The organism is Actinomyces oris (genome assembly GCF_001929375.1).
Lineage (GTDB): Bacteria > Actinomycetota > Actinomycetes > Actinomycetales > Actinomycetaceae > Actinomyces > Actinomyces oris_B.
The window spans coordinates 1-23,338 of the sequence record NZ_MSGO01000018.1 but is presented as its reverse complement, the minus strand read 5'-3'; the positions used below and the strand labels follow the sequence as shown (position 1 = coordinate 23,338).

Below are 23,338 nucleotides of genomic sequence, written 5' to 3'. Positions count from 1 at the left end.
GATACGCCCTTAAGACCGCCCATCAACCCTGACGCCGATCAGCACTCCACGACGTTGACGGCCAGTCCCCCGCGGGAGGTCTCCTTGTACTTGGCGAGCATGTCCTCGCCGGTCTGGCGCATCGTCTCAATGACGGTGTCGAGGCTGACGGCGTGCCGGCCCTCGCCCCACAGGGCCATGCGGGCGGCGTTGATGGCCTTGACGGCGGCCACCGCGTTGCGCTCGATGCAGGGAATCTGGACGAGTCCGCCCACCGGGTCGCAGGTGAGCCCCAGGTTGTGCTCCATGGCGATCTCGGCGGCGTTCTCCACCTGGGCGGGCGTCCCACCCAGGGCCTCGGCCAGGCCGGCGGCCGCCATCGAGGAGGCCGCCCCGACCTCCCCCTGGCAGCCCACCTCGGCCCCGGCAATCGAGGCATTGGTCTTGATGAGCCCGCCCACGGCGGTGGCGGCCAGCAGGAAACGGCGGGCGCCATCGTCGTCGGCCCCGGGGATGAAGCGCTCGTAGTAGGCCAGGACCGCGGGGACGATGCCGGCCGCGCCGTTGGTGGGGGCGGTGACGACGCGGCGCCCGGCGGCGTTCTCCTCGTTGACCGCGAGCGCGAACAGGTCCACCCAGTCCATGCCGCGCAGGGGGTCGGCCATGGTGAAGGCGGCGGCCGGGCCGGTCGACTGGGCGCACAGCCGCTCGTGGAGGGCCTTGGCGCGCCGGCGCACCCCGAGCCCGCCGGGCAGGATGCCCTCGGCGTTCATGCCGGCCTCGATGCAGGCGCGCATCGTGGAGCGCAGTCGGTCCAGATAGGCCATGACCTCCTTGCGGCTGCGGGCGGAGAGCTCGTTGGCCAGGACGACGTCGGACACGCTCAGGCCCTCGCGCTCGCAGATCGCCAGCATCGCGGCCGAGGTGGTGAAGGGGAAGGGCGCGGGGGTGGCGTGGGCCTGGGTGGCCGAGGCGGTCGCCAGGGCCTGGATCGACGGCGCCCCGGGGGTGCCGACATCCTCCATGACGAAGCCGCCGCCCACGGAGTAGTAGGTGCGGCGCAGGATCTCGGCGCCGCTGGCGCAGTAGGCGGTCAGGGTCATGCCGTTGACGTGGTAGGGCAGGACCCGCCCGGGCAGGAAGTGGATGTCGGCGCCCGGGCTGAAGGGGACGGGGCCGACGCCGTCGACCACCAGCTCCCCGGCGGCCTCGACCTCCTCCATGAGGGACTCGCACACGACGGCGGGGACCGTCTCAGGCTCGTAGCCGGCCAGCCCCATGACGGCGGCGCGGTCGGTGGCGTGCCCGCGGCCGGTGGCGCCCAGCGAGCCGTAGAGCTCGACGGTGACGCGAGTGGGCTGCGGCAGGCCGGCGCCCGGGACCGGTGAGGCGCACTCGCCGTCGGACGCCCCGGCGCCGCCCGGGCGGACCGCCTCGGCCAGGGCCCGACCGAAGGCGCGGCCGGCTCGCATGGGGCCCACGGTGTGGGAGGAGGAGGGGCCGATGCCGATGCGCATGAGGTCGAAGACGCTCAGCGGGCGGGGCGCCTGCTCGACGTCGATGGCCCCGGCCAGGAGGGCGGCGGGCGTGGCCGAGTCCAGTGCCGCGGAGACGAGCGCGGTCTCCCGGGCGGCGGGCGCTTCGGTGACCGCCGTGGTCGTAGAACCGGCTGCGGAATCGGGGGTGTGCGTCGAGGTGGACAGGCTGCGGCGGGTCACGTCCTTAATGATGCACGCCCGGTGCCTCGGCCCCAAGCTATGCGATCTCAGCCCCGAATAGGCCTTCGGTGTCACGATTGGCGACTTTTCATACACAAGTCGTTCGTCTGGTCTCTACCGGCAGGCTTCTCACCTGCGCATATGCGTTCAGCATCGGCCCTGTGAGCACAGCCGCCGACCGAAAAGTCTCCATTTGTGACACAACAGCCCGCTCGTCGCTCCGGGCGTGGTTACATGAAAGCCCAGACCGTCAGTCCGTGGGGCGCACCAGCCACCAGGCGGCGTAGGGCGGCACGGGCACGCGGCCGTCCCCCGCCCCGTCCAGCGTGGTGGAGCCGAAGGGGACCGTGTCGGTCAGGACGTCGGTGGCCCCCATGACGCCGAGCCGGGCGAGCTGGTCGGCGGCCACCGAGCGCCACTGCGGCGTCACGTTGTACACGCCCACGAAGCTGCCGCGCGGGTGGTCCCGATAGGTCACCAGCACCCCGGGGTCGTCGACGTCCTGGACCTGGGTGCGCACGGCGGCGTCGAGCTGGGGCAGGCCGGCGCGCACCTGCGCCATCCGCGCCAGGTCGGTGAAGACGCGCCCCTCGACGGTGGAGCGGTCGCGGCGGTTGACCAGCCGGGCCTCGTCGAGGCGGGGCCGCCCGGCCCAGCGCGAGTCGGCCTCGTGGCCGGGCTCGGTGTCCCAGTTGGGGTCGTTGGGCTGGGCGAGCTCGTCCCCGCTCCACAGGACGGGGATGCCGCCCCAGCCGTAGAGGATGGCGTAGGCCATGCGCAGGGCGTGGATCCGTTCCTCACGCCAGGTCCACAGCGCCTCGACCTCGTGCTCGGGGGTCTCGTCGGTGACGCCCTCCCAGGCCTCGGTGGCGGCCTCGATCCCGATGAGTGAGGCGGCCGTCCCGGCGATGCGCCGGTCCCCGGTGGCCGGGTTGTGCTGGAAGACGAGGCCCGCGGCGTCGGAGGTGGGGTACTCGCCGCTGTACCAGTCGGCCAGGAAGGACCGGTGGTCGTAGCCGGACAGGCCGACGGCGGCCGCGTCGTCGTCGTCGATGGCCCAGCCGATGTCGTCGTGGCAGCGCAGGTAGGTGATCCAGGCGGTGGTGGAGGGCTCGACCGGCAGGTTCTGGAGGGCCTCGACGGCCAGCGTCGTGTCGCGGGCGGCGAGCATGGACCAGACCTGGACCATGAGAGAGTTGTGGTAGGCCAGGTCGGAGACCTTGCCGGTGTACTTGCCCTGGCCGAGGTACTGGAGGAGCTCGGTGGGGGCGACGATCGCCTCGGCCTTGAGGTCGACGGCGGGGCAGGCGATGCGGGTCAGGGCACGCAGGACCTCGGTGATGGCGTGGACCTCGGGCTGGCCCTGGCAGTCGGTGCCCTTGCGCTTGATGGTGAAGGCGATGGCGTCCAGGCGCAGCACCTCGACGCCGCGGTTGGCCAGGTCCAGGACGATGTCGGCGAACTCGGCCATGACGTGGGGGTTGCGCCAGTTGAGGTCCCACTGGAAGGAGTTGAAGGTGGTCCACACCCAGCCGCCCACGGCGTCGTCCCAGGTGAAGTTGCCGGGGGCGAAGTCGGGGAAGACCTCCGGCAGGGTGCGCTCGTAGGCGTCTGGCTCGGTGCGGTCGGGGAAGATGAGGAAGTAGTCGCGGTAGCGCTGCTCGCCGGCGCGCGCCCGCACCACCCACTCGTGCTCGGCGGCCACGTGGTTGAGGACGAGGTCCACCACCAGGGAGATGCCCTCGGCGCGCAGCTCGCCGGCCAGGTGCTCGAGGTCCTCCATGGTGCCCAGGTCCGGACGCACGGTGCGGTAGTCGGCCACCGCGTAGCCGCCGTCGGAGTCGCCGGGGCGCGGGGTGAGCAGGGGCATGAGGTGGAGGTAGGTGACGCCCAGCTCGCGCAGGTAGTCGATGCGGTCCTCCACGCCGCGCAGGGTGCCGGCGAAGCGCTCGGTGTAGGCGGCGTAGCCGACGCGGCCGGGGTGCTGGGCCCAAGCAGGGTCGAGGGTGCGGGCCAGGTCCAGGCGGCGCAGCTCGTAGTCGCGCTCCGCGTAGGCCCGGGCGGCCAGGGCCAGCAGGTTGATGGCCGCCTCCTCGGCGGCGTCGCCGTAGAGGGTGGTGAGCCCGTCGAGGAGATCGGGGTACCAGGCCTCGGCGCGCGTGAGGAAGATGTCCCGCTCCACGGCCTCGAGCGGGTCCAGGACGTGGAAGACGATGTCGTTGAGGGAGGCGGGGGGCGGGACGGTGGCGCTCATAGATCTATGGTCCCCGATTCGACGCCGTCGTGGTACTGATTTCCTCACTCTCGCGCCGGCCGGGGCGGTCGTCGGTGAGGCGGCGGCGCAGTCGGCCGCCGCTGGACCATCGCCAGCGCCTGAGCCCGCGGAACCATCCGTGTTGTCGGGGTGGGCGGAATCGTCGAGATCCCGCCCACCCCGACTCACTCAATCACTGGCGGGCCGGGACGGTCCTGGAGGGCCGCCCGTACCTCCTTGCTCGCGTGCGGCCAGGCGACGCGTTCCTGCTCCAGCCGGATGCCTCGGGTGCTCACAACCTCCCACGCCCACCGTTCAGAGGCGGTGAGCCCGTCGGGGACGGACCGCCCCTCATGCTTGTCAGCCGCCGGGTCTGGGACCACCAGCGTGGCGTAGCGTTCCAGGACCTCGGGGCCCATGAGGATCGATCGAACCTGCGGGAGACGGGATCGCAGACGGGCCAGGATGGCGAGCCCGTCAACATCGACGTCCCCCCAGTAGAGGACCCGCTGCGCTCGGAGCACCCAGCTCAGGTCGCTGACGGCGTCGACGGCGTATCCGGCTCCCCACAGGGCCACAGTTCCCGGACAGTCCTCCAGAGCGAGAAAGGTCGTCAGGTTCTCCACAATGACGACAGTCGCGGGCACCGACTCCGACCGCTGGGGCAGGTCACCGTTCCGTGGGGCGGGCCAGAGCCGGTTGAGCTCCGCAACAGGCGCCGCCAGATCGCGCAACCCCGACGGCGCGAGGCCGGCATCGAGGACCCTCAATCGCACCGTGTGCCGAGGCGGGGTGAGCAGTCCCAGCTCCACATCGCGGGCATCCTCCCCCCGGAGCGCCCCGAGCAGGCGCAGAACTACACGCCGGTGGGCTTCCAGCCACTTGGTGTCCATGCCGGCCAGCGGAAGCTGACGCAGATAGAGGCCGGAGACCGGGTGAGCGGTAAGCCACGTGACGGCGCCGAGGAGTCGCTCGACATCGTCGTCCGAGTAGTCCGCCACGGTGGTGATGACGGAGGCGATGGCCGCTGAGATCGCAGCAGCAGCATCAGTCTGTTCATCCCCCGGCACCGCCTTGGCCCCGCCCTCTCCCGTTGCCCCGAGATCCTCATCCTGATCACGGAGCGACTGACACAACCCGGTAAGAACATCTCGCATTCGAGATGCCCGCCGTTCGGCCCGCCGCCAGTGCTGCAACCGGCCGCAGGCACGGGCCACGGCGCCCGCTCCGTCAAGGACGGCTCGGACGGGAACCTGCTGAACACCCATGGAGGTCCAGCGCCGCGAGGCGCGTTCAAGGCGACCACCGTGATCACCCCACATCCTCTCCCACTGGCGCCATGAGGCGATCCATCGCGTGACCTCCTCGGAACGGTTCAACGCCTGCTTCTCCGTAGGCGCATCGAGCGGAAGAACAAGCCGCTCATTGCGGGCGTTACTGGGATCGGCGGCCCAGGTCGGCAAAGCCTGCCTGTAGCGCTTAGCTGCTCGCGAGCTCAGGTCGTCAGGGTCCCTCACAACGAACCCTCCTCATCAGTGAGGACTGAGAAGAGGTTCTCCTCGTTGTCCTCGTGGGTGCCGGACGCCGAGGCCGCCGTCTTATCCGCCCCCCGCGGGTCAGTGGCCACGACGACGTCGGCCCCCGCCACAGCCCCCTCCTTCTCGACGTCGTCAACGTGCTCAGCGCCCCCGGCACTCTCGGTATCCTCGGTGTTCTCGAACAGGACCAGGGAAAGCTGTGAGCAGCGTCCTTCGGCGTCATTGGTGACCATGGCGGCCCCGCCGACGTGCTCCTCCAGGGTCTGGAGCATCTTCATGGGTGTGGCCAGCAGGAGCTGGAAACCGAATCCGCTGAAGACGTCGAGGCCGGCGCGGGTGAACTCGGTGTCGGTCTTGTCGAAGGCCTCATCCAGGACGACGAGCGCATAACCGGGGACGGGGTCACCGGCCTCGGTGAGCTGGTAGCGCAGAGCCGCGGCCAAGCAGAAGACAACCAGCTTCTGACGCTGGCCTCCGGAGAGCCCGCCCGCACCTTCGTAGTAGTCCACCGCGGTACCGTGCTCATCGCGCTCGACAGCGGTGAAGGACACGTGCAGCCGCGTATCCAAGCACTGGTTGCGCCAGGTCAGGTCTCGCTGCTCGGAGGAGGCCAGCCGTGTCATCACCGCGTTGAGCAGCTCGAAGCGCGCCTCGGCCTCCTGCTGCGTCTCATCGGCAAGGTCCAGGGATCCCGTCGAGATCGTGGCGAGATCCGCCAGGAAGTCTGCGACGACGGGCAGCCTGCGTTCGGAGACCTCGATGCGCAGGTGGTGGCCGGGTGAGTACTCGGTGTCCTGGAGCGCATCGTTGACCGGGCCGATCCTGGTGCGGACCTGGCTGACGGCGCGGCGGATCTCGCTGGCGAGCTGGCCGATATTCTGACTCGACTGCGATTGGAGGAGCTCGGAGAACCGCCGCTCGTGACGCGGCAGGTCGTCAGCGCGTAGATCCTTGAGGACCTTGAGGTGGTCATCCAGGTAAGCGGGCTCGGGGCGCACATCCGCTCCCGCCGCCGGCCACTGCTCCCCGAACCTGACCATAATGCTGACGGCGTCGCGCAGAGCCTCATTCTCCTGGCGCAGGGACCGCTGACGTTCCTGGCTCAGCTCGCGGGTGACGCTTGTGGCGACCTGCCCGATCTCATCAAGAGTGGGATGTCGCTTGCGGGACCTGAAGCGCTTATCGAGATCCTCGCTCAGGGTCTCATCCAGGTCGGGCTCGTCCTCCACCGCCAGGCGCTCGAGCTCCTTGGTGGTCTCCTCCAGGCGGGAACGCTGGTGTTCCAGGTTCGCCTGCAGGCTGATGTGCCGTTCGCGGGCCTGCTCCTCCGCCACGCGGGCGGCCTCCAGGCGGGTATCGAGCTCAACCAGTCCCGGCAGGTCCTGGGTCAGACGGGCGCACCGGGCCTCCAGGTCAGCGACGACGCCACTGGCCGTGGTCACGTCGACCTCCTCCCAGGTCGACTCCGCGGCCCGCAGACAGGCGTCACGTCTCTCCTGCATCCGGTGGGTCCGCCGAGTCAGGTCCTCCAGCCGGGCATTCACCTCGCGCTCGCGCCGCCGGAGCCGGTCCACCTCCTGACTGACCTGGTCGAGGCGCTGGGCGGCGTCGACGCCGATCGTCCAGAACCGGGGATTGGTCAGGTCCCGCCGGTCGTCCTTGAGGTGGGCGGTGCGCGAGGACTTGACCTGACCGGCGCGGGTGACCCCCCGTTCCACGCCCGCGAGCGCGGCGGCGTCCTCGACACAGCGGTGGTCGAAGCGTCGCAGGATCTCAGTGTCGAGCCACTGCGCGTAGTCGGTGCCCTCCACTGGCCGCAGCTTGCGGGCCAAGGCGTCGGGACTGACACTGCGAGCCTCACCACCGGGCAGGACCCGAAGGTAGGACAAGCGGGTGCCGAGCCGTTGGACGTCGACGGCGTCAGCGACCTGCCGATAGAGGCGCTCGGGAACAAGCATGGTGCGGGCGAACCCGGAGGCCACCGCCTCGACCGCGACACGCCAGGTCTCCTGCCCCTCCACGATGGTGAGGATCTCGCCGACGAAAGGAAGGACCGAAGCCGGCTGACCGGTGGCGCGCGAGATGACCTCGCGGGCGTCGAGCAGGTCCGGGGCCATGGCCGAGCGGGTGCTGGTGATGCGCTCAGCCTCGGTGCGCAGCGCCTTCAGCTGGTCGGCGAGCTCGAGCTTGTCCCGCATCACAGCGTGCGCCTCCGCCTCGAAAGACTCCAGCTGGACCCGAAGCTCACGGGCCTCCCGATCCAGCTGATCGGCGAGCTCGGCAAAGGCGGCGGCCGTCTGCGGAGGCTCGGTTCCCAGGACGCCAAGGTGTCCGGCCAGGTTGCGCAACTGGTCCTCCACTCGCGCCAGGTCCTTGCGGGCGGACTCGAGGCGAGCCTGTACCACCGGGAGCTCACTGCCTGCCACCCCGGCCCTGGCGGTGGTGAGGTCCTGGACCTCGGCCCGGGCTCTGTCCTCGGCACGCTTAGCGCTCTGAACCTCCCCGTCCAGGGCGGTGACGGCGGCGCGGGCCCGGTCCCGAGTCTGCTCGAGCCGGTCCCGGCGCAGCCGGCGGACGTAGGCATCGACGCTCTGGGAGAGCTTCTCGCTAAGTTCCTGATCCTGTTGCGCCCGGCTGATGGTACGGCTCAGAGGCAGCAGAGGAGCCAAGATCTCCTCCTGCCTGCGGGCATCGACAACGGCCGCATGCGCGTCACGCAACTCGGCGAACTGCTCCACCGCATCATCAGCCAAGGAGAAGGTGCTGGGGGTATCGAGCATGAAGTCACGCAGGAGCGTGTCCAGGCTGGTCAGGCTCTTGGCGGCTTGAGTGCGGTGGAGGAGGCGCTGGGCCACCTCGCCGGACAGTCCCAGACGTCGTCGGAAGGCTGCCGCGAAGGAACTGTAGCCTTGGAAGAAGCGAGCCCTATCTCCCAGATGTTGACGCAGCCTCCGTTTGTCTACCCCTTCTCGGATCATGCCTACGAGCTCGACGAGGTCCTGCTGGCCCTCGACGAGGATCTCGACCTGACTGGCCGAGTCCGCTCCGCTGCGCACGTGGTAGAGCTTGAGCAGCGTCAAAGTATCTGCGGGGTGCAGGCGGGTGAAGGTCAAGGCGATGCCGCTGCGAGTGGCGCCGGGCCGCAGGTAGTCGGTGACGACCTCGCCGGTGGTCTCCTGCGTGACCCGCCTGTAGGCGCCACGCACATAGGACAGGACGGTGCGGGAACGGTCATTGGTGCCGGCGTCCTGGGCGGCGGCGTTGAAGCGCAGGTGCTTGGCGGGCACCAGGACGGCGGACAGGGCGTCCAGGAGGGAGGACTTGCCGGAGCCCGAGGGACCGGTCAGCAGCAGGCCCGAGCGGGGGACGGGCAGGTCGTGGTGGCCACCGAAGGTGCCCCAGTTATAGACCTGGATCCGGGCGAGTCTGTGCTGCCCCGCTGTAGCGCTCTGGACAGCGCCTGCGCCCACGCCCTTCGCAGAGCTCACCGTGCCCATCACTTCACCTTGTTCTCAGCCGATGCGGCAGCGTCATCACTGCCATCATCGCCGTTACTGTCATTACGGCGCCCATGACGATCAGCGCTATCGATGCTGGCGGCGTCGTCGGCCTCACCGGCATCCTCCCCCAGCATCCGACGGTACTCGGCGGCGATCGCCGCGACCTCGTCAGGGCCGAAGATCAGGTTGAGCACCGGGGAGATCTGGAAACGGTCAGGCACCTGAGTGGTACGCAGTATCGAAGCGTCCTTCATCTTATTGATCGAGGCATTGACCCGCTTGGCGAAGCCGGCGTGATCAGTGGAGGCGTGCGGACGGTAGACCGCGAGGTGGTCCTGCAGCTCGGAGCGGTCGACGAAGGCGCGCTGCCCGCTGGTCTCGCCCCGCAGCACGAGGGTGCGCAGGTGCAGCAGGAGCACCGTGTCCACAAGTGTCAGAGGCAGCGATCTCACGACGGAGGGCGCCTGCCCGCTGGGATCCTCAACGTTACGCACAAAGGCGACGCCCACGTCACGGTCCATCACCAAAGTGAGGAAGAGGTCCGCCAGGTAGCGGCGCACACTGGGCTCATCGGAGACAACGGCGTTCCACAGGTCCGGGTGGAGCTCCGAGCTGACGTAGGGCCCCTGAAGGAGACGGACAAGGGCTCGGCGCGTGTCCCGGGCCAGCCCTCCGGCGTCCCCCTCCCACAGGGCGGCGTGGCCGGTGGAGCCCCGGACGAGTCCATCCGGTCCCTGTTCCGGATGCGGGGCCCGGCCCTCCGGTTCGGCGAGGGCCCGGTTCACGGATTGCTCTGCCACCTGCTTCTCAGGTCGGTTGGCCTGCATGCGCTGCTCCCTCTGCTTGACGATGTTCCCCGGCCTCGGAGGTGAACAGGAGCCGGGGAACGCTGGCAGCACGCTCCCGACCAGCCTTAGAGATCCAGGTCACGCGCTCGACGCCGTCGACCACCTGCCCACGACGCCGCGCCAGCAGCAGGAGGCCGATAACACTGGCAAGACCCTGGGTAGCGGGCGAGTCCTCAAGAACCTGGGCCACTGTGGCCGCGCCGCGCCGCGCCACCGAGGCGGCAACGGCGTCCTCGAGCTCAACCATGTCGATCTCGCTGGCACGCACGATCGCACGCACAGCCTCCAGGTCCAGACCTGAGACGTCATGGCGGACGATCTCCTCATCGACTGTGCCCTCCGCCGGGTTGTGCAGCCGCCAGGACCCGATGCTGGCCAAGGAGACACCGGTCAGATCCAGATGCTTCGTCATTCGGTACTGCGGCTGGGTGCCGGCCGCCACCCGGGCGGCCAGGCGCTGAGCCTGGGCGAGCTCAACGGCCAGACGGCGGTGCTCCTCGAAGGCCCGGCTCTGCACGAACCGTCTCAGGGACCGGGAGAAGCCGGTCATGGTCAGACGCACGGAGCCGGACTCCTCCATGAGGGTGGAGCGCCAGTGACGCAGGAACCTCCTGTCCTCAGGCGACAGACGCGAGGAGAAGCCCCGATCCAGGACCGTGTCGATCTCGTCATCGAGTCGCGCCGAGGACTCCACATCGGACAGGAGCTCGTAGAACCCCAGGAAGGACCGCCCCGCCTCGGAGGACTCGATCCGGTCCACGCCGCGGAAGACGTCGTCGAGCACCTCGCCGCGCGAGCCGCTCATGGCCACGATGTGCTCCCGCAGCAAACGGTTGAGATCGGTCATCTCGGCGCGGACTCGGGCGAAGTCGCCGGGAACCTGCTCGGCCAGGGCGATGATCTCCTCAAGCCGCTCGGCTCCCTGATCGGCCTCAATCGGGGTGTAGTCGCCGGAATCGACACGAGCGATCTCCTCATCCAGGGCGTCTCGTTCGGCACGCAACGCTGCCAGCCGGCCCGCCGGCGAAGGATCGGAGTCACGCACCAGGCGCCGCAACTGGTTGGAGATAGTAGCCAGACGCGACTGGGTGACGGCAGCGCGGGGACGTTCCACCTGAGCGAGGAAGCGCAGGGCCGCCTCCGCCGGGGCGGAGAGCTCGTAGGTCTCCTCCCGGCTGCCGGAAACGGAGGCGCGCAGGAGGATCCCGGCCCGGCGCCACTGATCACAATAGGCCTGGGCCCGTTGCGGCAGATTCAGGCCCGCCTCTCGCAGGGCAGCCAGGTCCTCGTCGATCAGCTCATGGAGCTCGGCCACAGGTCGACGCCGCACCTGCCCGCCCAGGTGCGCCGCCAGAACCGCTGCGGCAACTGGTGCAAGGTCCAGACGCAGAAGATGCAGTCCGGCATCGGCCCGCTCACCGGATACGAGACGGGAAAGCTCCAGCGCGCTGGCAACCACTCCGCTGGTCCCTGCCATCACGCACCTCCCGATTCCTCTGACGTATCCACAACCGTTCTCGGCGTCCCGCGCCGGTATAGTCACGCTCCGTTCAGGGCACGCCACTCGGCCCTCGACGTTGGACGCGCATCCAGGCTACCGGCCACCTCCGACACGAACCGGGGCTTCGAGCCGACTGCGGGCCGTTTCCACGTATCCAGCTCGGCTTGGCTCGTGCGCCCCGGCCGGTGCAGGCTTGCCCCATGACTGCCATCGCCCTGACCATCGCCGGCTCCGAGGCATCGGGCGGCGCCGGCGCCCAGACCGACCTCAAGACCTTCCACACCCTCGGCGTCTTCGGCTGCACGGCCCTGACCTGCATCGTCTCCATGGACCCCAAGGACGGGTGGAACCACCGCTTCGTCCCGGTGGACCCCGGCGTCATCGCCGACCAGATCGAGACCTGCGCCGCCGTCCACTCGCGCGTTGACGCCGTCAAGATCGGCATGCTGGGCACGGCGCCCACCATCGATGTCGTTGAGCAGGCCCTGGAGACCTATGACTTCCCCACCGTGGTGCTCGATCCGGTCCTCATCTGCAAGGGTCAGGAGTTCGGGGGCGCGCTCGAGGTGGACAACGCCCTGCGCACCAAGATCCTGCCGCGCGCCACGATGACCACCCCGAACCTCTTCGAGGCCGCAACGCTGGCGGGCATGGAGGAGATCACCACGGTCGAGCAGCTCAAGGACGCCGCCAAGCGCATCCACGACCAGGGAGTCCCCAATGTCCTGGCCAAGGCCGGCCCGTCGCTGGGCACCGGCACCGCCCTGGATGTCTTCTACGACGGCACCACCCTGGAGGTCCTTGAGGTTGAGGCCGTGGGCACCGAGCGCGTCCACGGCGCCGGCTGCACCCTGGCCGCCGCGGTGACCGCCGAACTCGCCAAGGGCGCCGCCCCGCTCGAGGCCGCCGTCACCGCCAAGGAGGTCGTCTCCTCCTCCATCCGGCACGGGCTGCGCGGCAACATGCCCTTCCTCTACGTCTACCAGGGCGAGTACCGGCAGGGTTGAGCCGCACCGCTGAGGCGCCCCTCGGTTCCCCGACCCACCCGCTTCACCGCCGCCGACGGTTGTCAGCCCGTCGGCGGCGGATGTGCGTCATCCACGCCCGTGTTTGTCACTCCTGGCGACTTTTCAGGCGGACCGCCGCGGCCACCAACCCATCCGCACCGGCCTGACCTGCACAGATACCCCAGGCCCACCAGCATGAAGCAGCACCGCCCCACCTAAAAGTCGCCATCCGTGACAGATCGGCCCCTGGGAACCAGCACGCCGGTCCAGTAGATAGACAACCTAGTAACTAGGTAGTCTATAAACCATGGACTCATCAGCGGCGCGCCTCCTGCGCGGATTCCTGGAACCCTGTCTGCTCTCGCTGCTGGCCGAGCACGCCGACTACGGGATGTCCCTGGCCCAGCGGCTCGCCGCCGCCGGATTGGACGAGGTACCCGGCGGCACGCTCTACCCGGCTCTCATGCGCCTGGAGAAGCGCGGCCTCGTCGCGGTCTCCTGGCGCCCCTCCATCTCCGGGCCCGCCCGCAAGTACTACGAGCTGACTGACGCCGGACACACGGAGCTCGCCACGCGACGAGCCGAGTGGCGATCCTTCTCCGCTGCGGTCGGTGCTCTCATCGAGGGCCAGACACACACGGAGGTCCTCTCATGAGCCGGCTCGAGGAAGCCAGGGCCGTGAAGCCGGACACGACGGCCGAGTGGTACCGAAGCTTCACGGCGGAGCTTGCCTCCCACGGTCTGCCGTCCTCCGAGGTCGAGCGCACGGCCGCCTCAACCCGGGCGGAGGCCGAGGCGGCCGGAGTGCCGCCCGGCGACTTGTACGGGCCGGCGGTCCTCTACGCCCGCGAGGTCGCCTCAGCGCTGCGGGACTATCAGGCGGCAACACCCACCCCAACCCCACTCAGCTCGTCGCTCCCCGCCACTGCCGGTCTCGACACCACATCTGCCAGGACTTCGCCCGCAACCCCCGTGGTCCTGCGCCTGACAGACGTCTCCGCGCGCCGCGGCAGGCGCACGGTCCTGTCCGGGGTCAACCTCACCATCCACCGGGGCGAGGTCGTCGCCGTCGTCGGGGCTAACGGCGCCGGCAAGTCGACCCTGCTTCAGCTGTGCGCGGGCCTGCTGCGCGCAAGCGGTGGGAGCATCGAGAGGACACCGAATTTCGGCTACGCGCCTCAGCTCGACTCCTTGGCGCCGCTGCTGACGGTGGACGAGCACCTCCGGCTCTTCGGAGCGGCGCGCGGGATCCGGCAAGGCCGCTCCATCTCGACCGGCCGCCGTCTCCTCACCCGCCTGGGATGGACGGCCCGCGGAGACCAGACCGCCGGGACGCTCTCGGGCGGGACCCAGCAGAAGCTCAACGTCGCTCTCGCCCAGCTCAACGCACCCGACCTGCTCCTCCTGGATGAGCCCTACCAGGGCCTGGACGCCCTGGCCTACGAGGACCTGTGGGCCCTCATCTCGGCCTGGCGCACCTCGGGCGCGGGCGTCCTGCTGGTCACCCACCTGCTGCGCGACGTCGATCTGGTCGACCGGGTCGTCGAGCTGCCGGTCCCGCAGGAGGATGCCGGCCGGACTTTCCTCCGATTGCCCCGACGGACGCTGCGAAAGGAGTCCGCATGAGCGCCTCGCCTGACCAGTCCACGCTGCAGACCGAGTGGGGCCGCACCGAGGGCGCCCGGTACCGGTCGATGGCCGCGACCACGGGCCTGGTCGCACTCGTCACCCTGCGTGAGCTTGCCCGACGGCGCGGCGCGCTCGCGCTGGCGACTCTCCTGCCACTGACCTTCTTCCTGGTGCGTCTGGAGACGCACTGGACCGCGATCCGGCTCCTGTCGATCGGCTTGGGTTGGGCGACGGCAACGCTGGCACTGTTCACGCAGGTCTCGTCCCGTTCGGTGGACCGCCGCCTCGCGGTGAGCGGGGCGCCGCCCGCAAGCCTGCTGTTGGGCCGCTACCTCGCGGTGCTCGGGCTCGGGTGGATTCTCGGCCTGCTCTACAGCGGCCTTGTCCTGGCCACGATCGGCGATGAGCTCACCCACCCGAGCGCGGTGCCGGTCATGCTGCTGCTGACCGCCACCGTGGCCACTCCCCTGGGTTCCCTGGCCGCCGCCCTGGTTCCACGGGACCTTGAGGGGGCTCTTCTGCTGCTGTCGGTCATGGCGGTGCAGGTGCTGGTGGATCCTTCGGAGGGCTGGACCCGCGTCCTGCCGCTGTGGTCGACCCGGGAGCTCGCGAGCGTCGTCGTGGAGAACCTGGGGTCCGAGACCACCGACTACCTCCGCCGGGGGCTGGCGCATGGTGCCGCCATGGCCGTCCTGCTGACGGCGGCGAACTGGGCCGTGGGTGTCCGGCGCCTGCGCACGGTGAGCATTCCCGCCCCCACACACGGGTAGATCGAGAATCGACTCATTCCCACCCTGTTCCTCTTCGCCAGGCCAGTCATGATCCAGTGACCTCACAACTGCCTGACCAAACTGAAGTCCTTCTCCCTGCTCAAAATCATCGCCAAGAAAGGAGAAGGATAATTGAGGTGCTTCGCCACGATCACTTTCCTGTTGAAGAGGGATGCCCGCACCGTCCAGGGAAGCAATCGGTACTCAGGAGACTGGCGATCAACTGCCAAGTGCACGAACTGCTGGCCGGCCGCAAATCCCCGAATGACACTCCAGGGAATGCACCTTTTGAATCCGTAGGAGCTGCAGTCGATGATGCCACTCTCGGTAATGGTGAGACTGAATCGGTTCAGTACGGGCCGCCACATGGAGATCAAACGACAAAGGAACAAGACCCATGCCAGTGCAACAAAGAATGTGATCCATTCGTGTCACCAGCTGCCCCACAGAATCCGCACCGCAGGCGCGCCTATGAGAATAAACAGAACCCCAATAAAAATAGCCACTGGGCGCTTTCCTTCGAAATATATAGGACCGCAAGCCGCATCCCGCACCTGGCTCAGGTCCAATGGTTCCTGGCGCGTACTCCGCCCCTCAGCCGCTTCAGATGGCTCCTCTTCCAGACTCGCCGACGCAGGAGGGCTTGAGGCTTATTCACAGGGCTAGCCGGCGCCGGCATCTGCGCAGGTCACAGCGCCTTTGACGGATGCTGTGAATAAGCCTCCTTGTATCAGAGGCACCCATTCACATACATCTCCTCTCTGCGTCTCTCAGACAACGACGAGGGTCCACTCAGATCAATCATCACCAGGTCGCTATAGCGCAGAGGCAGGCCCGGGCGCCTTTCAGACAATGAATCCAGATGGAGCCTGAAGTCCTTCGGGCCGTCCCTGAATGTGAGGATACTACGCAGTCTTTCCACCCTATTCGGGTCGGCAAAAAGACTCTCAATCCATTCCGGGAACAGCCGTGCCGATGCGATCATTATACTGAAGCTGTCGACATCACCCACGGCATTCAGTAGTGGATAAAATATTTGCGGTCGCGGACTCCCATAGGACCGCGCTCCCTGAGACACCCTCCTACTCACCTGCCGACTACAAACGACATTCCATTTACTATATGTCTCCCCCTGGAATCTGCACACAAGCCCCTTCCAGGAGCGAATATCCTTCCAAGAAACCTCAAGCACTCGATCTTCGAGGCGTTGATACATTCCATCCGCAGACAGATCAATATCACCAGGGTACTGCATCCACCTCCGACGCTTCCACCAATAATAAACCACTGAACCAAACAGACAGATACCTATCATGACGAAAATCGTTAAAGAAACTACCGCCGGAGTACCCTCCTCCGGCTCGGCCAAGAATAACGCAATCACACCAAACGTCACTAATGTCCACGCCAGCCTCAGCAGAATCGACGACATTAAAGGGTCGAAGTTTCTGTCCGCAAGGATCCTCGCACCCCGCTCAGTCCACATCACTGCTGGAATCCGCACCTGATAGCCACACATTCGGTCTGAAAGATACGCATTGGCGCTTGCGCACACACCACTGGCGAGTATCAAAACACATGAGGTGTATCTCGCTACGAGATTACCTGAAATCTCGAATAAACACACGAAGTACACAAACATCGCCGCTGCGACGAACCAGAAGATCACAAAGAACCATGTATATAGTTTCGTCCTGCCATACGTGACTACCCTTTCTTTCTCAGCCAGGACAAGAGTACTCTGATGAGAATCACTCACCTATATCACCCTTCCTACTCACATCCCACGCACACGGATTGGCACCGCTGGTTCAGCTTCTCCTACAACAACGACTCTTCAGGACGTGACACTGAAAGAATCTCAGTAAGTGAACCAACGCGATCTTGTGATGAGAGTAAGGTATTGGCCCATGCCGGGTCAGTCCATGCAGTCCAGATAAATGTATGCATGGCATCATTGTCGACAACCGGAGTCAGGAGTATTCCGAAGTTCTGCTGACGCTCACCCGAGTACCGTTTCGGTTCTCGATTCCCGAAGCGACGAACCTGCTTCCTACTGACTGCATTCCATAGGTCCGTATACTCACCCATGTTACTTCTTCGCCCTCCCTCCCATACGTTAATGTCCTGCCACGACACTTCAACAACTCGATCAGCAACACGTTGCCGAATTCCTTGAGGAGTCAGCTCAATGTCTCCAGGATACCGCCTACGCCTGTGTCTCATCCAGGCATAATATACACACCGTGCGAGAGATACTAGCGCCACAGCAGTTAGTAGTGCGAGTGCCACATACGTGATAGGAATGCTATCCGTTCCATCTTCGGGGTCAACTATTATCAGGATAATCCCGATAACAGCGAACAGGCACGACATCCAGAATATAATGAACGACAATAGAGGGTCGAAGGTCTTATCGGCAACCAGCCGGACCCCAGTTTGCTTCCAGACTATTTCCGGAATCACCACAGCGTAACCAAATTCTCGGGACGAGCACAAGTAGTATGCGCACATCCCAAAAGATGCCAGAACAAGAGAGGCATATCCGAACCTCTCCTCAACAGAACCATGCACTATATTGTCCACACGCCACAAGACAAGCAGGAAACCAACGCCCATCAATGGCCATATCAGAGCCAATAGCCAGTCGACGATACCAGGCGAGTTGCGTCTACTGACGCGCTTGCTTTTTCGCATGCTCATTGACTCTCATTTACCAAGTTTGACTCAAAATGTCACGATTGAGATGCGCACATATACTCCATAATGAGGCCATCAGATACAACCGGCATGAGCACCTCGAGAATGAGGCTTATTCACAGGGCTAGCCGACACTGGCATCTGCGCAGGTCACCGCACCTTTGACGGATGCTGTGAATAAGCCTCAATGACAGAGTTCTCGCAATGACCGAGGTTCATTTACTAGCTGCTTTTCTACAGTTTTCGGCCATTTGTCGCATCGCATCATTCATCTTCGATAAATCACGTCCTACATCATCCGAAATGAAATCTGGAACAACAGCATCGGCGCCTTCGGCGAGAGCGTGCTTGACACCTTTATGGTCCTCATACAATGAGTCCACAGCCGCATCCGTGAACATTGATGCTACAAACGCCGTTGTAACAGTCGCCGCGAATCCGACTACGGCGCCGACTGCAGTTCCGGGACCGGGCACTGCCGAACCAATTGCAGCCCCTGCCGCTGTTCCTGCCGCGACTGCAGCAAGATTGGAGACCGCTGCTTGTTCATTAGACTCTCCTTCCTGCTTGTCAGCCCAGTATCCGGCCGCAAATCCTACCACAGAAAGAACGGCTCCAGCACCTTTAACGACCCGTGCGGCCTTCGTTCCCTTTCCGAATGCCGTATAGGTATGGGATTTGGATAACATGCCGTTACCCTTCATCTCCAGTGCTCGCGAGTAATTTAAGGTACGATTCGCTGCGCGCGCATTAGCCGGATTTAGTACACCCTCAGGTAGGTTCGATAAAACTCCTGCACGGATGTCTCCAGCCATATTAATTAGACGCACTGCCTCCGCCGCAAAGAAATTTCGAGTGTATACGGTCCAGAGCGCTGGTGCGCCAGTTCGCGCAAATTCAGCGACAGTACTAAAAATGAGGTAACCGTTCCTCACGCGATCAACATCCTTGGACGCCAGCGATGTGCGGAGATCTTGCTGACCGGTGGTGAGCTTCGAGTGCGCTGTGGACATGCGCATAGACAAACTTGAGTATAGCGCAGTTTTCTTTGTATCCGAGGTGTCCTTTGGTTCTTGCACTACCGTTCCACTGACCACAAGGCCACCTGCCGTAGCATCACTTCTGACGCATTCTGCCTCAGTCCTCACTGAAGAGAGAATCGACGCATAGGTCGTGAGTGCCGTCGCGATGTCGGTGATACGGGTCGACAGGGAATCACTGGCGCCCACAGCATCAGCCAACCAGCTGACAATCGCTTCAGCGGTTTCGCCCTGCCACTCCGATCCGAGGTCTTTCTTAGCCGAGCTAAGCTTGTCGCCCGACGTGCTCACCGCCGGTTCCAACGAAGAAGTCAACCAGTTGGCTAGACTGGTAATCTGATCCGGATTCCCCTCAACCTTCGTCTCAATGCTCACTGCTTGTCCCTCTTCCAGTTCAGTGCCTGTGCACCATCACTGACTTCTTGATCTGTCGCTGAGAAACTACTTACCGTCCCACGTAACTTACTGCAGAACCCATCAATTCCACTACTCAGCTCATCAGTACTTCCCAGTACTTCTTGTAGTGCGGCCAGTACAACATCCGTCACCGCACCTGCATCAACCTGTTCTGGGCCAGTCCCGTCACATTGGCTGATTTCATCCTGAGCCACGTTCAACCCAGAAATAGCCGACTCGGCTGTGGCGCTATCAATCTTCACCGTTCCACTCATCGCCGGTCCTCCGGAATTCTGACGTCCTGAAGAATAATGTCGTAGTGTTGCAGATCCTGCGCCTGCTGGAGGGCGTCCCAGTCCAACAGCGCCCAGTGAACATCACCAGCCAGGTCGATCAATCGATCCAGAGCCGTGTAGACCAGAAGCGCCACCCGACCGTCATCCAGATTCCTGTAGGCCAGATGGCTGATCCCGTCATCGCCAGGCGTGCAAGGCACATAGACGACAGGAGGCATCGGCAGCTCCCGCCTTCGCTCGCCCACCGGCGGGGCCTCACTCTCCTGCGGCACACTGTCCTGCTTCTGCGGAGCAGTTGGCCGTGGCGGGTCGTTCGGGGACAAGAGATAGTAGTCGTGGGACATGGGAGCAACGGTATTCAACCGAGGCGCAGGTAGCAACAGGTCGTGAACAGGAACCTTCACGCTTCCCCCAAAGTACCGACCACCACCCACGGAGAGCCCATCGTGACGTCGCCGGCCATCCACCGCCGACGACGCCGCAGGCCGGCCTCAGCACTCAGCGGGCCTCCCGGCGCCGGCCCCTGCCGGGCCGTCCTAATCGTAGGCGGGCTCGGGGGTGACGTCGCGCGCCATGTTGGCGAAGCGCGACACGTGCCCCTGGAAGGCCACCGGGATGGTGCGGGTCTGCCCGTTGCGGTGCTTGGCCACGATGATGTCGGCCTCGCCGGGGCGCTCCTCGTTGTTGTAGTACTCCGGGCGGTGCAGCAGCACGATGATGTCCGCGTCCTGCTCCAGCGACCCGGACTCGCGCAGGTCACTCATCTGGGGCTTGTTGCCGGTGCGCTGCTCGGGACCGCGGTTGAGCTGGGCCACGGCGATCACCGGGATCTCCAGCTCCTTGGCCAGCAGCTTGAGGGAGCGGGAGAACTCGGAGACCTCCTGCTGACGCGACTCGACGCGCTTGCCCGAGCTCATGAGCTGGAGGTAGTCGATGACCATGAGCCCCAGGTTGTGCTGCTGCTTCATGCGCAGCGCCTTGGAGCGGATCTCCGGCATGGTGAGGTTGGGTGAGTCGTCGATGAACAGCGGCGCGTTGGAGACGGGGTTGTAGGCCACGGCGACGTCGGTCCAGTCCCGGTCCTCCATCTGGCGCGAGCCGCGCAGCTTGTTCATGTCGACGCTGGACTCGGCGGCCAGGATGCGCATCATGAGCTCCATGCGCCCCATCTCCAGGGAGAAGTAGCAGCTGGTGATCCCGTGGTGGATCGACGCCGAGCGGCAGAAGTCGACGGCGAGCGTGGACTTGCCCATGGCGGGGCGCGCGGCCACGATGATCATCTGGCCGGGGTGGAGCCCGCCGGTGAGCTCATCGAGCTCGATGAAGCCGGTCGGCACACCCGTCAGTGCCCCGTTGTCGCGGTTCTGGGCGGCCTCGATCTCCAGGTTGGCCTCCCCCAGGAGCTCGGAGACGGCGACGTAGTCCTCCTTCTCCCCCTCGTGGTGGGCCACCGAGTAGACCTCGGCCTCGGCCAGCGTGACGAGCTCGGCGATGTCGCCGGCGTCGGTGGAGTATCCCAGCTGGGTGATGCGGGTGCCGGCCTGGACCAGGCCGCGCATGAGCGCCTTGTCCTTGACGATGCGGGCGTAGTAGCCGGCGTTGGCGGCGGTGGGGACGGTGGCCATGAGAGTGGCCAGGTAGGGGGCGCCGCCGATGCGTTCGAGCTCGCCGCGCTTGGAGAGCTCGTCGGCGACGATGAGCGGGTCGGCGGGCTCGGAGCGGTTGTAGACCTCGACGATCGCATCGAAGATCGACTCGTGGGCCGAGCGGTAGAACTCCGGGCCGCGCAGGACGTCGATGACGTCGGTGATGGCCTCCTTGCTCAGGAGCATGCCGCCGAGCGTGGCCATCTCGGCCTCGAGGTCCTGGGGCGGGAGTCGGTCGAAGGCGGAGCTGTCGGTGCGGACGCTTCCGCCGTCGGCGCCGCCCGAGCCGGCCTGAGCGCCCATGCCGTGATCCATCGGCCACCTCCCGCACTGTCACGCCGGTTGGTCCCGGCTCGTCCTACTGCTCCCGACGACGGCCCGCCGCGTCAGGAAGACGCTCGCCCGCGTGGAGCGCGCGCGTGACGATAACGCCATCGGGCAGGCCCCGCAAACTCTCAAGTTCACCCGCCCTGGGGATATCCGCACCACCGCTGTGGGAAGACCCCCGGAGCCTGGGGACAGACGTGGGCGTGCTGTGGACACAGATGTGCGCACCTGACGCCACTCCCCCACAGGTGTGCGACTTTTCGGTGTCATCACGGCGATCGAAGGGTTCAGCCTTCCTATAGGCTCTTCCCACGACATCACAATGTCGTCTGTGGACAAGTGGGTAAACCTGTGGACAAACATCATCTTCGACTTGAGGTCCACTCCGTTTGTACCTCCTCTACAGGGTGATTCGTTCCAGTTATCCCCAGACCCCGTCGCCTCGGCCGAACATCGGCTTCATTAGGCATATCTCCAGCGAACATTCAGCCTTCTAGTACTTTCCTCGGCGGCGAATAGTTGTGCGATCCCCCAGGACAATCCGGCGATCCGTAGCCTCGGTCACGTCCACGATCCAGCCCGGCAACCTCATCCTCAACCTCATCCTCAACCTGGTCGTGAGGATCGCTGCGGCGCGACCCCCTGGTCCACAATGGGGCCGTGCCCGACACCAGCCGTCCCGCCTCCAGCAGCCTCAACCGCCAGGTCCTGTCCCTGGCCGTGCCCGCCCTGGGGGCGCTGATCGCCGAGCCGCTCTTCGTCCTGGCGGACTCGGCCATGGTCGGCCACCTCGGCGCGGTGAGCCTGGCGGGCCTGTCCCTGGCCTCGACGATCCTGACGACGACGGTGGGCCTGTTCGTCTTCCTGGCCTACGCCACCACGGCGACGACGGCGCGCCTGTTCGGGGCCGGCCGGCGCACCGAGGGCCTGCGGGCCGGCGTCGACGGCATGTGGCTGGCGCTCCTGCTGGGGCTGGGGGCGGGCGCCTTCCTGGGGCTGACGGCCCCCTGGCTGACCGCAGCAATGGGCGCCGACGGCGCGGTGGCTCAGGCGGCCGTGACCTACCTGCGCGCCTCCTGCCCGGGACTGCCCGGCATGTTCGTCGTCCTGGCGGCCACCGGCGTGCTGCGCGGCCTGCTGGATACGCGCACACCCTTCGTCGTGGCCACCGGCGGGGCGGTCTTCAACGTCGTCGTCAACGCGATCCTGCTCTACGGCGTCGGGATGGGGATCGCGGGTTCGGGCGCAGGCACCGCGATCGCGCAGACGGCCATGGCGCTGGCGCTGACCACTCCGATCACCCGAGCGGCCCAGGCGGCCGGAGTGGGTCTGCTCCCCCACCGCCAGGGCCTGCGGGCGTCCCTGGGCAGTGGGACGCCCCTGCTCATCCGCTCACTGAGCCTGCGGGTGGCGATCCTGGCGACCGTGTGGGCGGCGACCGCTCTCGGGGAGGTGTCGCTGGCCGCTCACCAGGTGGTCAACGCCCTGTGGACCTTCGCGGCCTTCGCCCTGGACGCGCTGGCCGTGGCGGCGCAGGCCCTCATCGGCACCGCCCTGGGACGGGCCCAGAGGGCGGACGCGGACCCCGCCGCACCGGACGCTGAGGCCCCCACCGAGGAGGAGGCCGGGGCGGCTGTGGCGACCGCCGGCTGGTCCATTGACGAGCTCCTGCGGCGGATGCTGGCCTGGGGCGCCGGGACGGGTGTGCTCATCGGGGCGCTCATGGCGGCCGGCGCCGCCTGGCTGCCCCGCGCCTTCACCTCCGACGCGGGCGTCATCGCGGCCGCCACCCCGACGCTCCTGGTCGCGGCGAGCGCGCAGCCGCTCGCCGGCGTCGTCTTCCTGCTCGACGGTGTGCTCATGGGCGCCGGAGACGGCCGCTACCTGGCCCGGGCGGGCCTGGTGACGCTGGTGCCCTACGTGCCGCTCGCGCTGCTCATCGGGGGCGGTGTGCTGCCAGGGGCTGACGGGGCGACGTCGGGCCTGGTGCTGCTGTGGATCGCCTTCGCCTGGGTCTTCATGGCCGCCCGCGGCGCCACCACCTACCTGCGGGCCCGCGGCACCGCCTGGCGCCACTGATCGCCGGTTCCCGACCGCGCGGTCGTGCCTTATGCCTCGAGGTCGTGGGTTAAGGCTACGACCTCGCGACCTACCCTACGATCCGGACAACCAGCACGACGCCGTCGCCC

The 23,338-nt window shown here is 66.3% G+C and carries 16 protein-coding genes; 5 read left to right on the top strand and 11 right to left on the bottom strand.

The window, feature by feature from the left end; all coding sequences use genetic code 11:
* Window positions 1-38: 38 nt before the first annotated feature.
* From BKH32_RS05165 to BKH32_RS05140, 6 genes are all read right to left on the bottom strand, one after another.
* The gene (locus tag BKH32_RS05165; RefSeq protein ID WP_081376701.1) at window positions 39-1,697 is read right to left on the bottom strand and encodes an L-serine ammonia-lyase; all 1,659 of its coding nucleotides are present in this window, start codon (window positions 1,695-1,697) and stop codon (window positions 39-41) included.
* A 250-nt stretch (window positions 1,698-1,947) separates the two neighbouring features.
* A complete protein-coding gene (locus tag BKH32_RS05160; RefSeq protein WP_075248949.1) occupies window positions 1,948-3,951 on the bottom strand; it encodes an alpha-amylase family protein in 2,004 nt (667 codons plus the stop codon).
* Between the two features lie 185 nt (window positions 3,952-4,136).
* Window positions 4,137-5,468, bottom strand: a complete 1,332-nt coding sequence (locus BKH32_RS05155) for a Wadjet anti-phage system protein JetD domain-containing protein (RefSeq protein ID WP_075248948.1) — start codon at window positions 5,466-5,468, stop codon at window positions 4,137-4,139.
* On the bottom strand, window positions 5,465-8,977 hold the full coding sequence (locus tag BKH32_RS05150; RefSeq protein ID WP_256690962.1) for an ATP-binding protein: 3,513 nt from the start codon (window positions 8,975-8,977) through the stop codon (window positions 5,465-5,467). The genes BKH32_RS05155 and BKH32_RS05150 overlap by 4 nt, the downstream gene beginning before the upstream one ends.
* 8 nt (window positions 8,978-8,985) lie before the next feature.
* Window positions 8,986-9,789, bottom strand: a complete 804-nt coding sequence (locus tag BKH32_RS05145) for a DUF4194 domain-containing protein (RefSeq protein ID WP_256690960.1) — start codon at window positions 9,787-9,789, stop codon at window positions 8,986-8,988.
* Window positions 9,790-9,796: 7 nt separating this feature from the next.
* Window positions 9,797-11,314 (bottom strand): DUF3375 domain-containing protein, encoded by a 1,518-nt coding sequence (locus tag BKH32_RS05140; RefSeq protein ID WP_075248946.1) that lies wholly within the window; start codon window positions 11,312-11,314, stop codon window positions 9,797-9,799.
* Between the two features lie 224 nt (window positions 11,315-11,538).
* Between BKH32_RS05140 and thiD the strand changes: the two genes are divergently transcribed.
* The 4 genes from thiD to BKH32_RS05120 all read left to right on the top strand — a co-directional run bounded on the left by thiD (window position 11,539) and on the right by BKH32_RS05120 (window position 14,744).
* On the top strand, window positions 11,539-12,345 hold the full coding sequence (gene thiD / locus BKH32_RS05135) for a bifunctional hydroxymethylpyrimidine kinase/phosphomethylpyrimidine kinase (protein WP_075248945.1): 807 nt from the start codon (window positions 11,539-11,541) through the stop codon (window positions 12,343-12,345).
* A gap of 307 nt (window positions 12,346-12,652) precedes the next feature.
* Window positions 12,653-13,000 (top strand): PadR family transcriptional regulator, encoded by a 348-nt coding sequence (locus BKH32_RS05130; RefSeq protein WP_075248944.1) that lies wholly within the window; start codon window positions 12,653-12,655, stop codon window positions 12,998-13,000.
* Window positions 12,997-13,971: an ABC transporter ATP-binding protein gene (locus tag BKH32_RS05125; RefSeq protein WP_075248943.1), complete on the top strand. Its 975-nt coding sequence runs from the start codon at window positions 12,997-12,999 to the stop codon at window positions 13,969-13,971. Before BKH32_RS05130 ends, BKH32_RS05125 begins: the two co-directional genes overlap by 4 nt.
* A complete protein-coding gene (locus BKH32_RS05120) occupies window positions 13,968-14,744 on the top strand; it encodes a hypothetical protein (protein WP_075248942.1) in 777 nt (258 codons plus the stop codon). Before BKH32_RS05125 ends, BKH32_RS05120 begins: the two co-directional genes overlap by 4 nt.
* A 730-nt stretch (window positions 14,745-15,474) precedes the next feature.
* On the opposite strand, the gene BKH32_RS13525 is transcribed toward BKH32_RS05120, so the two are convergent.
* The 5 genes from BKH32_RS13525 to dnaB form a co-directional block, all read right to left on the bottom strand.
* Window positions 15,475-16,503, bottom strand: coding sequence for a hypothetical protein (locus BKH32_RS13525; RefSeq protein ID WP_143222716.1), 1,029 nt, complete (start codon window positions 16,501-16,503; stop codon window positions 15,475-15,477).
* Window positions 16,504-17,659: 1,156 nt separating this feature from the next.
* Window positions 17,660-18,859, bottom strand: coding sequence for a WXG100 family type VII secretion target (locus BKH32_RS13520; RefSeq protein WP_143222714.1), 1,200 nt, complete (start codon window positions 18,857-18,859; stop codon window positions 17,660-17,662).
* Window positions 18,856-19,143, bottom strand: coding sequence for a hypothetical protein (locus tag BKH32_RS13515; RefSeq protein ID WP_143222713.1), 288 nt, complete (start codon window positions 19,141-19,143; stop codon window positions 18,856-18,858). The genes BKH32_RS13520 and BKH32_RS13515 overlap by 4 nt, the downstream gene beginning before the upstream one ends.
* A gap of 8 nt (window positions 19,144-19,151) precedes the next feature.
* Window positions 19,152-19,520: an SAV_915 family protein gene (locus BKH32_RS05110; RefSeq protein WP_075248941.1), complete on the bottom strand. Its 369-nt coding sequence runs from the start codon at window positions 19,518-19,520 to the stop codon at window positions 19,152-19,154.
* A 192-nt stretch (window positions 19,521-19,712) separates the two neighbouring features.
* On the bottom strand, window positions 19,713-21,137 hold the full coding sequence (dnaB, locus tag BKH32_RS05105) for a replicative DNA helicase (RefSeq protein ID WP_075248940.1): 1,425 nt from the start codon (window positions 21,135-21,137) through the stop codon (window positions 19,713-19,715).
* A 672-nt stretch (window positions 21,138-21,809) separates the two neighbouring features.
* Between dnaB and BKH32_RS05100 the strand changes: the two genes are divergently transcribed.
* Window positions 21,810-23,228: an MATE family efflux transporter gene (locus BKH32_RS05100; RefSeq protein WP_075248939.1), complete on the top strand. Its 1,419-nt coding sequence runs from the start codon at window positions 21,810-21,812 to the stop codon at window positions 23,226-23,228.
* The last annotated feature ends 110 nt before the right edge of the window (window positions 23,229-23,338 follow it).